The following is a 12,849-nucleotide window of genomic DNA, read 5'->3' on the forward strand; positions in this document are numbered from 1 at the left end:
GACAGGGAAACCACCACGAGGACCCATGAGATGACCGTTGCCCACAAGACCCGTGCCGGCGACCCGGCCGCCGGCACGCGAAGCACCCCGCCGCCGGAGGCCGCCCCCGGCGGGCCACGTGCCGGAAGGCGGCGCCGCACCGCGGCCCTGACACCCTGGCTCTTCCTGGCCGCGCCGCTGGCGCTGCTGGTGACGTTCACGTTCCTGCCGGTGGCCGACATGATCGGCTACAGCTTCACCGACTGGGACGGCATCAGCCCCGCACGCTCCTACGTGGGCGAGGAGAACTACACCGACCTGGTGACCCGGCCCGAGCGGTTCGAGGTGTTCCTCGTCAGCGGGTTCTACCTGGCGGCGTCCTTCGTCCAGATCGCGCTCGCGCTCTACTTCGCCACGGTCCTCAGCTTCAGCACCCGGTTCCGCAACCTGTTCAAGGGCCTGCTGTTCTTCCCCTACCTGATCAACGGGGTGGCCGTCGGATTCGTGTTCCTGTACTTCTTCCAGCCCGACGGCACCCTCGACACGCTGCTGCGCCTGGTCGGGGCGGAGGGCGGACACCTGTGGCTGGGCGATCCGGACCTCGCCAACCCCTCGCTCGCGGGGGTGTCGGTGTGGCGCTTCATGGGCCTGAACATGGTGCTGTTCCTCGGTGCGATCCAGTCCATCCCACCGCACCTGTACGAGGCGGCGGAGCTGGACGGCGCGAACCGCTGGCAGCAGTTCCGGCACATCATCGCGCCCAGCATCAAGCCGATCATCAGCCTGAGCTTCATCCTGGCCGTCTCCGGTTCCCTGGCCGTCTTCGAGATCCCGTACATCATGACCGGCGGCGCCAACGGCACGGAGACGTTCGTCATCCAGACGGTCAAGCTCGCCTTCCAATTCGACAAGGTCGGCCTGGCCTCGGCGTCAGCCGTCGTGCTGCTGATCCTGATCCTGCTGATCACCTGGGTCCAGCGTCGGCTGTTTCCCGAGGAAAGGGTGGAGCTCTCGTGACCACCGACACGCCCGCCACGTCCCGGCGTCCGGTCCGGGCCCACCGCGCCGCGCCGGCCAGGATCTCCGCCGTCCTCACCTGTCTGTCACTGCTCCTGGCCTCGGCAGTGGTGCTCGTCCCCCTCACCGTCGTACTGCTGACCTCGCTCAAGACCGAGGCGGAAGTGGCGAAGGGCGGAGCGCTGTCGCTGCCCGGTGACTGGTTCAACTTCGCCAACTACGCGACGGCCATCGAGCAGGGCTCGATGCTGCGGGCGTTCGGCAACACGACGCTGATCCTCGTCGTGTCCACCGCAGGGACGGTGCTGATCGGCTCGATGACCGCGTACGCCATCGACCGCTTCCGGTTCCGTCTCAAGAAGCTGGTGATGGGTCTCTTCCTGCTGGCGACGCTGGTGCCCGGAGTGACGACACAGGTCGCGACGTTCCAGGTGATAGACGATCTCGGCGCCTTCAACAGCCGGTGGGCACCGATCCTGCTGTACACCGGCACCGACATCGTCTCGATCTACATCTTCCTGCAGTTCATCCGCTCCATCCCCGTCTCCCTGGACGAGGCCGCGCGCATCGACGGCGCCAACTCCTGGACGATCTACCGGAAGATCATCTTCCCGATGCTGCGACCGGCCGTCGCCACCGTCGTCATCGTCAAGGGCATCGCGATCTACAACGACTTCTACGTGCCCTTCCTCTACATGCCGGACCCCGAACTCGGCACCATCTCCACCGCACTGTTCCGGTTCAAGGGCCCCTTCGGCGCGCACTGGGAGACCATCTCCGCCGGCACCATCGTCGTGATCGTGCCGACCCTGATCGTCTTCCTGGCGCTGCAGCGCTTCATCTACAGCGGGTTCGCGGCCGGTTCCACCAAATGACTCGCCCCACCGTGGCACCCCGCACTACATATCGAGGAGTACGCATGAAGGTCCGCACACCGCTGTCCAAGGGCTGGACGCTGCGCCTGAACACCGACCGCGGCACCCCCGAGGGCGCGCCCCCGGCGTTGGCCGGGACCACCGTGCCGGCGCAGGTGCCGGGCTGCGTCCACACCGACCTGATGGCGGCGGGCCTGCTGGCCGACCCGTATCTGGACCGCAACGAGTCGGCGGCCGCCTGGGTGGGCCGCGCCGACTGGACCTACGCGACCGAACTGCCCCTGCGTGACCACACCTTCGAGCGGGCCGACCTGGTCTTCGACGGGCTGGACACCGTCGCCGCCGTCCACGTCGCCGGCCGGCTGCTGGGGCGTACCCGGAACATGCACCGCTCCTACCGCTTCGACGTCACCGACCTGCTGGCGGACGGCCCGGCGCCGCTCGACGTCCTCTTCACCTCCGCCTACACCGAGGCCGAGACGGTCCGGGAGGCACTGGGGCAGCGGCCCAATTCCTATCCCGAGCCGTTCAACTACATACGTAAGATGGCCTGTTCGTTCGGATGGGACTGGGGCCCCACGCTGGTGACGGCCGGCGTGTGGCGCGAGGCGCGCATCGAGCAGTGGTCCACGGCCCGCCTGGCCGAGGTCCGCCCGCAGGCCGCCGTCACGGCCGACGGCAGCGGCGTCGTCGAGCTCACCGTCGACCTGGACCGCACGGCAACCGGCCGGAACCGGCCTCTGCGCCTGGTGGCCGCTGTCGGCGACGTCTCGGCGGAGGTGATTGTCGCCCCAGAGCAGGACGCGGCGACGCTGACGGTGCGCGTCCCGGACGCCGCGCTGTGGTGGCCGCGCGGATACGGCGACCAGTCGCTGTACAAGTGCGCGGTCGCGCTGACGGAGGAGGGCAGCGGCAAGGTCCTCGACACCTGGGAGCGGCGCGTGGGCTTCCGAACGATCGAACTCGACACGTCGCAGGACGTGCACGGAAGCGCCTTCACCCTGGTCGTCAACGGCACTCCGGTCTTCGCCCGGGGGGTGAACTGGATCCCCGACGACGTCTTCCCCACACGCGTGACCGCTGACCGCTACCGGGCCCGTCTCACACAGGCCGCGGACGCCGGGGTGGACCTGGTACGTGTGTGGGGCGGTGGGATCTACGAGGACCGTGCCTTCTACGACACGTGCGACGAGCTGGGCCTGATGGTCTGGCAGGACTTCCTCTTCGCCTGCGCCGCCTACCCGGAGGAGCAGCCGCTGCGCTCCGAGATCGAGGCCGAGGCCCGGGAGAACGTGGCCCGGCTGATGCCCCACCCCTCGCTGGTGCTGTGGAACGGCAACAACGAGAACCTCTGGGGATTCGCCGACTGGGAGTGGGAGGGGGAACTCGGCGGAGATTCCTGGGGCGAGGGCTACTACCTGGGTCTGCTGCCCCGCATCGTGGCGCAGACGGACCCGACGCGGCCGTACTGGGCGGGCAGCCCCTGGTCCGGGTCGTGGAACCACACCCCGAACGACCCCGACCACGGCACGGCACACTCCTGGGAGGTGTGGAACCGCAAGGACTACAGCGACTACCTCACCACCGTGCCCCGCTTCGTCGCGGAGTTCGGCTGGCAGGCCCCGCCGGCCCACGCCACTCTGGAACGCGCGCTGTCCGAGCGGCCGCTGACCGCCGATTCCCCCGGCATGCTGCATCACCAGAAGGCGGAGGACGGCAACGGCAAACTGAACCGTGGGCTCGACCGGCACTTCGCACCACCTGCCGACTTCGACACCTGGCACTACCTGACCCAGCTGAACCAGGCCCGCGCCGTCGCCACAGGAGTGGAGCACTGGCGTTCCCACTGGCCCCGGTGCGCCGGCACGGTGCTGTGGCAGCTCAACGACTGCTGGCCGGTGACCTCCTGGGCGGCCGTCGACGGTGACGCCCGGCTCAAGCCGCTGTACTTCGAGATGCGCCGCCTGTACGCCGACCGGCTGCTGACCATCCAGGACCGGGGCGGCGCCCTGGTGATCGCGGGCTGCAACCAGAGCGCCGCCACCTGGGACACCACCGTCACGGTCCGGCGGATGGACGCGGACGGGACGGTGCTGGCAGGCGCCGAGGTCAGGCTGGAAGCCTCGGGACGCAGCGTCGCCACGGAGGCGCTGCTCCGTCCAGTCACCGAGTTCGGCGACGCGCGCCGCGAGTTCCTGGTGGCCGACGCGGACGGAATGCGGGCGGTGCACTTCACCACCCCGGACCGGGAGTTCGCCTATCCGGCCGCCTCCTACGATGTCCGGGTGGGCCACGAGGGCGCCGGCGGTGTGGCGGTCACGGTCACCGCCACCGGGCTCGTACGGGACCTGGTGCTCCAGGCCGACCGGCTGGCCCCGGACGCCCGCACCGATCACGGACGGGCCACCCTGCTGCCCGGCGAGACGTTCACCTGGCACGTCACCGGCTGGGAGCAGCCCACCGTCCACGCCGCGGAAGGCGCACTGTTCTGCGTCAACGGGGTGGCCGGCCGTGAGTGAGGCCCCCGCACGCCGGCCCGGACGCGTCACCATCAACGACGTGGCCGCCCGGGCCGGGGTGTCCCGAGGCGCGGTGTCCCTGGCGTTCAACAACAGGCCCGGTGTCTCGGAAGCCACACGGGAGCGCATCATGGCCGCGGTCACCGAGCTGGGCTGGGTGCCGAGCCAGACCGCGATCAAACTCTCCGGATCCGCGACCGGAGCAGCGGACACCATCGGCCTGGTCATCGCCCGGCCCGCACGGCAGCTCGGGCTCGAACCGTTCTACATGGAGTTCATCTCCGGGGTCGAGTCCGTCCTGGAGGAACACCGGTGCTCCCTGCTCCTGCACCTGGTGCGCGACGTCGCTCAGGAGACAGCCGTGCACCGGGAGTGGTGGCAGTCGCGCCGGATCGCCGGTTCCATCCTCGTCGACATACAGCAGAACGACCCGCGGGTCACCGAACTCGCGGCGATGGGGCTGCCGGCGGTCGCGGTCGGCCACCCGTCACTGACCGGCGGATTCACCTCGGTGTGGACCGACGACGAGGCTGCCGTGCACGAGGCGGTGCGCTACCTCGCCGCCCTCGGACACCGGCGGATCGCACGGGTGGGCGGCCATGCCTCACTCGGCCACACCATCATCCGGACCGCCGCGCTGAACACGATCGTGGCCGAACTCGGGCTGGAGCCGGCCCGCAGCGTCACCACCGACTACTCCGGGGAGCAGGGCGCCCGGGCGACACGCTCGCTGCTGGCCTCCCCGCACCGCCCCACGGCCATCGTCTACGACAACGACATCATGGCTGTCGCGGGGCTGTCCGTGGCCGCAGAGATGGGTTTGAGCGTGCCGAGGGACGTCAGTCTGATCGCCTGGGACGACTCGCAGCTGTGCCAGCTCACGCACCCGACCCTGTCCGCCATGAGCCATGACGTGTTCGGCTTCGGCGCGGACGTGACCCGTCGGCTCTTCGACGTCGTCCACCGCCGCGACCTGTCGTCCGGACCTGCCGCGCCTCCCGTGCTGCTGCCCCGCGGCAGCAGCGCACCCCCGCAGGAGCCCACCGGATGACGACGGCCGTAGCAGCGTCCCGGGCGGACATGTACGCCGGCCCGGGGCGTTCGCTCGTCCGGTCCCTCCACTCGAAAGGCACGTTCGTCATGCCCCGACCGCACGGCAGATCCGTGCCCGCCCTCCTGACGGCCCGTGCTTCCGTCGCCGCTCCATCGGCTCCCGTCACCGGCGGTCCGCCGCGCTCATGAGGCTCGCGACCAGGGTCTGGGGGAAAGGCCCCCGCACAGCCGTGCTGGTACACGGCATCATGACGGACGCGCGTACGTGGAACCGTGCCGCACCCGCTGTCGCCGATCACGGCTACCGGGTCATCGCCGTCGACCTCCGGGGGCACGGCGCGAGTGACCACGGGGAGATCTACACTCCCGCCGTTATGGCCGCCGACCTGCTGGAAACACTGCCTGCGGGCCCCGACCTCGCCATCGGCCACTCACTCGGCTCGGCCGCCCTGCTGCTCGCCGTTCCCCGACTGCGCTGTGCCCGCGCGATCCACTGCGACCCCGCATGGGTGCGCCGGCCCCGGGATCCGGCCGCCCTGCGTGCCGTCAAGCACGCCACCTGGAAGGAGATCCGGGCCGCGCATCCGCGCTGGCACGACGACGACGTCACCGCTGAGCATCAGGCCCTGGCGACCTGGGACCCGAGATCCGTCGACGCCCTGGCGCACCTGCCCGGTCTGCCGCCTGCCCCGGTCGTACCCTCTCTGATCCTGCTCGCCGACCCCAGCGAGAGGGTTCCTCCGGCCGCGGCCACGACGCTGCGTCGCCGGGGGTGGCACACGCGGACGGTTCAGGGGGCGGGGCACACCGTGCACCGGGACGATCCGGCCGGCTTTCTCCACGGGCTGTCCGGATGGCTGTGACCACTCCCGGCTGCGAACCGTCAGGACGTCGACGAAAGCCGTCGCCCTGGCCGACGCGGAGCAAGAGCCGCGAGTCCGCGTCGGCCAGGGCGACAGCGGGCCTCACGGGAGGCTGACCTCACCTTGGTTCAGCACGCGGGGATGGAAGTACGCCGCCTGGATCTCGGCATTGGTGTTGTTCCCGCGCAGATGCTCGGACCACATCATGAACCATGCCCATTGCGGCTGGTTCTGCAGCATCGTGGCAGTCGGCATCTTGCCGATTTCCCCGATGGCCATGGGCTTTGTCCCGGCGATGTTTCTCATCTGCTGGTAATCGGCAGAACTCGGGTGGCTCTTGTACCAGACGTCGAGTGACGCGATATCGACGTACTGATTCCCGGGGTAGTAATTGCTCCACCCGCCTGCCGGGTTGTCCTGAACGTTCCAGACCCAGATGAGATTGTCCAGGCCCTTGGTTCCCGCGAGGTAGTCGCGCGTGATCTGGAAGAGCCGCGCGCTTCCGGCGGACCCCGGCCGGTTGCCCCACCAGTTCCACGACTCGTTCATTTCGTGGAACGGGCGGAAGAGAACGGGGACCCCCGCGTTCTTCAGCTGCTGGAGGTACGGGGCGATCTCGTCGAGGCGCCGCTTCCACGTGGTGTTCAGGGCGCTGCCGTCGGTGAGGATCTGCGAGAACTGCGTGTTCGATATGTTCGACTTCACGCCGCCCTCGAACGCGCAGGTGTTGCCCCCGGTGGGCGGACAGGCGTGCCAGGTCAGGGAGACCAGTGATCCGTTGGCCCACTCGGTCTTCGCCTGGTCCACCACGCGCTGGCGGTTGGCGACGTCCACGGCGTTGAACATCAGGTCGCCGCCCCAGAGGCCGGGGTACTGCCCGGTGACGTCCTTGACCTGTTGCGTGTACTGCCCGGGAGCCGAAGCCGGCTCCTTGTTGTGCTGCCCGGAAACTATCTGCTTTCCGGAGATCGATTGCAGATAGTTCATCACCGTCTGCTTGGGGGTGGCGGGGAACGCTTGCGCTGATTCCGATGCCGGCCAGGCGAATACCGCCGTGAATACGGCTGCGGCAGTCATGGCGGAAGTGGCAAAGCGTTGAGTTCGTCTCACGGGCATCCCTGCTCTCGCGATGGAACGGAAATACTTGACGCCATGAAGGTGTCGGAATTTCCGCTGCCCGTCAACGGTTCGCGGCGCCTCTCGTTGCCGACCGGCAACATAATTTACTTAACGTTTCCTAAACGGGGCGGCGTTTTCGCCGCTTGTCCTCGATTTCGGTGTTCCCGGGCGAAGTGCGGGCGAGGCCGCGAGCAATGACCGAGCCGAGCGCGGCGACAGCCCGGTGACCCGCTGCCGACGCGCGACGTGGAGCCGGCGGGGCAGCAGCGGAACGGGCCGGAGCGGCGAGTGCCGTTCCGGCCCGTCGTCTGCGTCGGGCTTTCTCGAATGGTTGCTCAGTGGTCGGAATAGCTGAAGTCGCCCACGGTCCAGGCGCTGACGTCCTCGATGGCGACCCGGTACATTCCGCCCGTCTCCGGGATGCCCACCGTGCCCTGCAGGATGCGGGCCACATGGAAGTGCAGGTGTGTGGGTGGTGCTTCCTCCTCCGTGGGGGCATCGAACACGGTGGAGAACTCTCCCAAGTGGTCCGAGTCCGTCAGTACGTCCGACACCCTCAGCCTCCATACGGCTTCGGGAGCCAGGCGGCCGGTGATGACAGCGCCACCGGTGACCACGGTCAAGGACATCTGATTGCTCTGCCCGGATTCCACCAGTGCGGCGATCTCGACGAGCAGCTCGTCAGGCTTCGACATGACGCAGATTCTATTCATCGACTGTTCGGCTGCTCCAACGGTGGTGCTACCTGGCGGAACGGGCATGCGCTCGCCACCCTGCGGACCGTGGTCGATGGGTCGTGCGCCGGTGCAGTCCCCGGCGTATCCGTGCAGGTCAGGGGCTGTGCTCCAAGGCCTCACGCCCGCCGGGTCGCGTAAGGGCGGCCTCGGCCGAGGGCTGAGTCCTGAGCTTCCGCGGACGGCTATGGCCGACTACCTCCCCTTCGAACGCCCGGAAATCTATGTCGCCGAGAGTAGACTTTGGGCGGTGATGCAGCTATGGTTTCTCTCGTAGCCCAGAGAGACAGCAGGGCTCGGCAGAGACGAACTGCCGGGCAGTACGCGCAGGACGGTGCGGTGGTGGAGTTCCGGAGCCATGGAAGTCGCAGGACGGTGACGGGACTGACGACCGGACCGGGGGGCCCGCAGTGGTGAGGGGCCGCCGTGAGCAGTACCAGTGGCAGTACCCGAAAGTGCAGTTCGCAGTACTCAGCAGTGAAGTAGGTGCGGTACCTCGGTGAAGGCGTCGGCTGCGGGCGCACGCACCGGGAGGTTCGGACAGTAAGAGAGTGATCTCAGGTAAGTGAGTGATCTCAGAGGGAAGAACGGAGGAGCGAGGCGCCATCAGGATCGCCCGGGAGGTAATACAGGACCCGGGTACCGCAGGACATCGACAGTGAGGTGGTCTCCGGTCAAGCAACCGCGATCCCCGCGTCCCCGGCAGCATGTTGGCCGGGCCCGCGGAAACAGAGGGCCGGCGCACTGAGACGCCCGGCAGATGGTGTAGCAGTTCCTTCGGGGCCCTGGTGCCGTACGGCACCAGGGCCCCTCGACGCGGTTCCACAGAGAGGTGCGATGACAGCAGAGGACTTGTACGGTCGTCTGGACGACGACGACTACCCCGCCTACACCATGGGCAGGGCCGCCGAGATGCTCGGCACCACCCAGGGTTTTCTCCGCGCCATCGGCGAGGCCCGTCTGATCACGCCGCTCCGCTCGGCGGGCGGCCACCGCCGCTACTCCCGCTACCAGTTGCGCATCGCTGCCCGCGCCCGGGAACTCGTCGACCAGGGGACTCCCGTGGAGGCCGCCTGTCGCATCGTCATCCTCGAGGACCAGCTCGAGGAGGCCCAGCGCCTCAATGCCGAACACCGCCGCACCGCCGAAGCGCCCGGCCCTCCGGACGGAGCCTGAAGCGGTTGCACCCGACGGGTGGCGGCGGGTCCGTGGGCGGTCCGCCGCCGGCATGGACCGCGCGTGTTCCGGGCAGCGGGCTCAGGGCGTTCCGGGCCGGGCGTAGCGCACGACGGGCCGCCCAGCAGCACCGGGGAGATCCTGGCCCGGTACGCGTCGATCAGTCCCGACGAGGCCGCCTCGGCGGCGAGGGTCGCGCCGCTGACCGCGATGTCGCCACGCCCAGGGCCCCGGGCGGCGGTACCGGGGGGCCGAGCCACTCACAGCATGTCGAGCTGGACGTCCAGTTCCGGGTGGCGCGTGACGGTCGGGTGGTCGACGACCTTGCCCCGTGCGACGACCATGACCGGGTCGATGAAGGCGCGGAAACCGTCCAGCGGGTTGGCGTCGAGGACGACGAGGTCGGCCGCCTTGCCCACCTCGACGGAGCCCGTGACGGCGTTCAGGCCGAGGATCGCCGCATTGGTCCGCGTCGCGGAGGCGAGGGCCTCGGCGCGGGTGAGCCCGCCGTGACGGACGAGCAGGTCCAGCTCGCGCCAGGCGTTGTAGTGCGTGACGAAGGTGAGGGCCGAGTCGGTGCCCATGCCGATCGCGATGCCGTTGTCCCGTGCGTCCTGGATACCTTGCAGCATCTCGTCCAGGACCATCTCCGCGTTGGCCTTGACGATGCGGTTCGCGCCGGTCGTGCGCCGGTCGAACCTGGCCAACGGCAAGCAGGCCTGGAGGGTGGGGACGAGCGCCGATGATCCCGCCAGCGACCGGGGGTTGTCGTGGAAGAGGTCGATGATCTCCGGGGTCATGCCCGCCCCGTGCTCGATCGTGTCGACACCGGCGCGCAGCGCGGCGAGGATGCCGGCGGCGCCCTGGGCGTGCGCCGCGACACGGATGCCCGCGTTGTGCGCCTCCTCGCAGATGGCGGTCATCTCCTCCTCGGTCATCTCCTGACGCCCCGCGTGACCGACCGTCCGGGCGTCGGTGACACCCGCCGTCGCCGCGATCTTGATGGCCTTGACGCCGCGTCGCACGTTGATGCGCGTGTTGCGGCGGGCCTCCCAGGGGGAGTCGCTGATGAGCGCGATCTGCGGTGCGCCGTGCCCGCCGGTCACGGCGAGGAGCGGGCCGGACGCGAGCACCCTCGGACCGGGGTACTTCCCGCTGTCGATCTCCGCCGCGACCTCGACCACCTCGTAGGCGACGTCACCCACGCTCCGCAGCGTCGTCACACCGGAGTGCAGCTGTGTGCGCACGTTGGTCCTGGTGCGCTTCTTGAAGACCAGCCTGCCGATCGGGCTCCTGCCCACTGCGGCGACCAGTCCGCTGGTCCTCTCGTTCACCAGGTACGGCGGCAGCGGCAGCCCGTCAGAGAACAGGTGGGCGTGCGCGTTGATCAGCCCCGGTACGACGAAGCGCCCCGTCATGTCCAGATGCCGGTAACGCGCGGGGACGTCGGTGGTGCCGGTCGGCCCGACGGCCTCGATGCGCCCGTCACGACCGACGACGACCGTACGGCCGGGGAGTACGGTCCCTTCCTTGTCACCTTCGACGAGCGTGGCACCGGTCAGGGCGAAAGGCTTGGGCACGGTCACACTCCTGGGCTGTGAGAACGTCTTCGCACGCTACCCGAGGGCGCCTCGGCGGGCGCGCGGAGACGGAGCCCGGCGCGGCCGTGTCCGGCCCCGTTGTGTGCTGGTGCGGATCGACGCTGTGACGTTTCGAGCCGTGCGATCGCTTGGCTGGAGAGGGGGCCGATCGGACCCCACGCCGGGTGAACCACGAAGGGCCCGGCCCGGCGTGGGACGTGGGGGCGAACGGGAGCACGGGGCGCCGGCTGCCGGCCGGCCAGATGCGGCCCGGGGCCCCGGAGTTCGTGCGGAGGGCCACCGCGCGGAACCGGCTGCCCCTGGACTACTCGGTGGCGAGCCTGCGTGTGGTGGACCGGATCACTGACGGCTTGCGTGGGGACGGGCCCGGCGGGAGGCCGTGGTGCCCGCACCACGGTGAGCTGCGAAATTGCGGGTCACACGCAGTGCGGCGTAGCCGAGCCGCGCGGCGCTCCCGCGCCTCGCACGCGGCCTCGACAGCTGCTTTCTGCCGGGCCGGCAGCCGCGTCTTCCCCGTTACCGGTGCCCCTGTGCGGTGATGGCCGAGCACCGGCGCCTCCCGGCTCGGCCCTGGCGTGTCCCGCGCCGATTCGGGTAGGTGGTCACCCACGATGTGACAGGCGGACACGCGTGAGGAAGGGAGCCGGCATGAGTGGACGAGGCCGGCACGCCCCGCGGGCCCTCATCGCCCTGTGCGCCCTCGTGCCCGTACTGGCCGGCTGCGGCGGGCCCGGCGAACGCGGTGACCAGGTGAAGGGAGTGGCCAGGACGTTCGAGCGTGCGCTCGACGGGGACGACCGGGCAGCGTTGTGTGCGGCTCTGGCCCCCGAGACACGGAGCAAGGTCGAGGACTCCGAGAAGAAGCCGTGCCTCGACGCCATCGACGCGCAGGACCTTCCGGCCGGAGGCCCGGTCCGCAGTGTCGACGTCTACGGGCGTCAGGCGCGGGCGGTGCTGCGGTCGGACACCCTGTTCCTGTCACGGTTCCAGGACGGCTGGAAGATCGTCGCCGCAGGATGCGTCCCGCGCTCCGGCCGGCCCTACCAGTGCTCGGTCGAAGGAGGGTGACGGATGCGCGTCATGTTCTCGCTCTGCCTGGCCCTGGTGCTGGGCGGTCTGGCCTACTTCATCGCGGTGGGGCTGATGCAGCGATGACTGCCCTCCGCCCGCCCCGACAGGGCCCCTTCGGCCACGGGAAGGGATGACACCTCGATGGCACGCAGCATGCGCCGGTTCGTGCGGGACAACGGGATAACTCTCGGGTTCGGAATCGCCTTCCTGCTCGCGCTCGCCGGGCAGGCCGTAGCGGGGCGCGCGGAGTTCAACAATCAGCTCACCACCGACGGTCTGGCGCGGGTCGGCTTCCTCGACTACCTGACGACCTCGGACTTCGCCGTGGACGTGACCGAGAACTGGCAGTCGGAGTACCTGCAGTTCTTCCTGTACATCTTCGCCACCGTCTGGCTGCTCCAGCGTGGTTCGCCGGAATCCAAGGAGATGCACAAGGCCGGCCCGGAATCGGACGAGGAGCAGCGGGCCGGAGCGCATGCCCGAGAGGGATCTCCGCGCTGGGCAGGTGTCGGCGGGGCGCGCCAGGCGGTGTTCTCCCGGTCGCTCGGCATGGTGATGGCCGGTCTCTTCCTGCTGTCCTGGCTGGCCCAGTCCATCGCGGGCGTCGCGGCCTACAACGCGGAGCAGTTGCGCCAGCTCCAGGCCCCCATGGGCTGGACGCAGTACATCTCGTCCGCGGACTTCTGGAGCCGGAGTCTGCAGAACTGGCAGTCCGAACTCCTCGCCGTCGCCTCCATGGCCATCCTCTCCGTCTATCTGCGCCAGCGCGGGTCCCCGGAGTCCAAACCCGTCGGGTCCCCGCACTCCTCCACCGGTGTCGAGGGGTGAGCAGTACAACCGCT

The 12,849-nt window shown here is 69.4% G+C and carries 11 protein-coding genes and 1 pseudogene; 8 read left to right on the plus strand and 4 right to left on the minus strand.

Features of this window, described 5'->3' with window-relative positions; genetic code table 11:
• The first annotated feature begins 30 nt into the window (after positions 1 to 30).
• The 5 genes from ABZY45_RS25155 to ABZY45_RS25175 all read left to right on the plus strand — a co-directional run bounded on the left by ABZY45_RS25155 (position 31) and on the right by ABZY45_RS25175 (position 6,306).
• Entirely contained in the window at positions 31 to 996 is a 966-nt protein-coding gene (locus ABZY45_RS25155) for a sugar ABC transporter permease (protein ID WP_356743203.1), read from the plus strand.
• A gap of 62 nt (positions 997 to 1,058) precedes the next feature.
• On the plus strand, positions 1,059 to 1,871 hold the full coding sequence (locus ABZY45_RS25160) for a carbohydrate ABC transporter permease (protein ID WP_356743390.1): 813 nt from the start codon (positions 1,059 to 1,061) through the stop codon (positions 1,869 to 1,871).
• Positions 1,872 to 1,915: 44 nt separating this feature from the next.
• Complete coding sequence (locus ABZY45_RS25165) at positions 1,916 to 4,390, plus strand: glycoside hydrolase family 2 protein (protein ID WP_356743205.1); 2,475 nt, start codon at positions 1,916 to 1,918, stop codon at positions 4,388 to 4,390.
• On the plus strand, positions 4,383 to 5,441 hold the full coding sequence (locus tag ABZY45_RS25170; RefSeq protein ID WP_356743207.1) for a LacI family DNA-binding transcriptional regulator: 1,059 nt from the start codon (positions 4,383 to 4,385) through the stop codon (positions 5,439 to 5,441). The genes ABZY45_RS25165 and ABZY45_RS25170 overlap by 8 nt, the downstream gene beginning before the upstream one ends.
• Positions 5,442 to 5,628: 187 nt before the next feature.
• Positions 5,629 to 6,306 (plus strand): alpha/beta hydrolase family protein, encoded by a 678-nt coding sequence (locus ABZY45_RS25175; RefSeq protein WP_356743209.1) that lies wholly within the window; start codon positions 5,629 to 5,631, stop codon positions 6,304 to 6,306.
• Positions 6,307 to 6,408: 102 nt separating this feature from the next.
• On the opposite strand, the gene ABZY45_RS25180 is transcribed toward ABZY45_RS25175, so the two are convergent.
• Positions 6,409 to 7,383: a glycosyl hydrolase gene (locus tag ABZY45_RS25180; RefSeq protein ID WP_356743211.1), complete on the minus strand. Its 975-nt coding sequence runs from the start codon at positions 7,381 to 7,383 to the stop codon at positions 6,409 to 6,411.
• Between the two features lie 377 nt (positions 7,384 to 7,760).
• The gene (locus ABZY45_RS25185; RefSeq protein ID WP_356743213.1) at positions 7,761 to 8,120 is read right to left on the minus strand and encodes a hypothetical protein; all 360 of its coding nucleotides are present in this window, start codon (positions 8,118 to 8,120) and stop codon (positions 7,761 to 7,763) included.
• 876 nt (positions 8,121 to 8,996) lie between these two features.
• On the opposite strand from ABZY45_RS25185, the gene ABZY45_RS25190 reads away from it, so the two are divergent.
• Positions 8,997 to 9,335, plus strand: a complete 339-nt coding sequence (locus ABZY45_RS25190; protein ID WP_356743215.1) for a MerR family transcriptional regulator — start codon at positions 8,997 to 8,999, stop codon at positions 9,333 to 9,335.
• Between the two features lie 116 nt (positions 9,336 to 9,451).
• On the opposite strand, the pseudogene ABZY45_RS25195 reads toward ABZY45_RS25190, so the two are convergent.
• Positions 9,452 to 9,562 (minus strand): annotated as a pseudogene (locus ABZY45_RS25195) (dihydrofolate reductase); the annotation flags it as partial.
• A gap of 33 nt (positions 9,563 to 9,595) precedes the next feature.
• Positions 9,596 to 10,915, minus strand: coding sequence for an amidohydrolase family protein (locus ABZY45_RS25200; protein ID WP_356743217.1), 1,320 nt, complete (start codon positions 10,913 to 10,915; stop codon positions 9,596 to 9,598).
• Between the two features lie 669 nt (positions 10,916 to 11,584).
• Here ABZY45_RS25200 and ABZY45_RS25205 point away from each other — a divergent pair.
• Both ABZY45_RS25205 and ABZY45_RS25210 read left to right on the plus strand, forming a co-directional pair.
• Entirely contained in the window at positions 11,585 to 12,004 is a 420-nt protein-coding gene (locus ABZY45_RS25205; protein WP_356743219.1) for a hypothetical protein, read from the plus strand.
• Between the two features lie 144 nt (positions 12,005 to 12,148).
• Positions 12,149 to 12,835 carry a DUF6766 family protein gene (locus tag ABZY45_RS25210; protein ID WP_356743221.1) on the plus strand — a complete coding sequence of 229 codons (687 nt, stop codon included), beginning with the start codon at positions 12,149 to 12,151 and terminating at the stop codon, positions 12,833 to 12,835.
• The last annotated feature ends 14 nt before the right edge of the window (positions 12,836 to 12,849 follow it).

It is taken from the genome of Streptomyces sp. NPDC006516, from assembly GCF_040611875.1.
Lineage (GTDB): Bacteria > Actinomycetota > Actinomycetes > Streptomycetales > Streptomycetaceae > Streptomyces.

Coding starts and splice junctions, on each gene's coding strand:
- ABZY45_RS25155 (WP_356743203.1), top strand. CDS start 31: ATGACCGTTGCCCACAAGACCCGTGCCGGCGACCCGGCCGCCGGCACG.
- ABZY45_RS25165 (WP_356743205.1), top strand. CDS start 1,916: ATGAAGGTCCGCACACCGCTGTCCAAGGGCTGGACGCTGCGCCTGAAC.
- ABZY45_RS25175 (WP_356743209.1), top strand. CDS start 5,629: ATGAGGCTCGCGACCAGGGTCTGGGGGAAAGGCCCCCGCACAGCCGTG.
- ABZY45_RS25180 (WP_356743211.1), bottom strand. CDS start 7,383: ATGACTGCCGCAGCCGTATTCACGGCGGTATTCGCCTGGCCGGCATCG.
- ABZY45_RS25185 (WP_356743213.1), bottom strand. CDS start 8,120: ATGTCGAAGCCTGACGAGCTGCTCGTCGAGATCGCCGCACTGGTGGAA.
- ABZY45_RS25190 (WP_356743215.1), top strand. CDS start 8,997: ATGACAGCAGAGGACTTGTACGGTCGTCTGGACGACGACGACTACCCC.
- ABZY45_RS25205 (WP_356743219.1), top strand. CDS start 11,585: ATGAGTGGACGAGGCCGGCACGCCCCGCGGGCCCTCATCGCCCTGTGC.
- ABZY45_RS25210 (WP_356743221.1), top strand. CDS start 12,149: ATGGCACGCAGCATGCGCCGGTTCGTGCGGGACAACGGGATAACTCTC.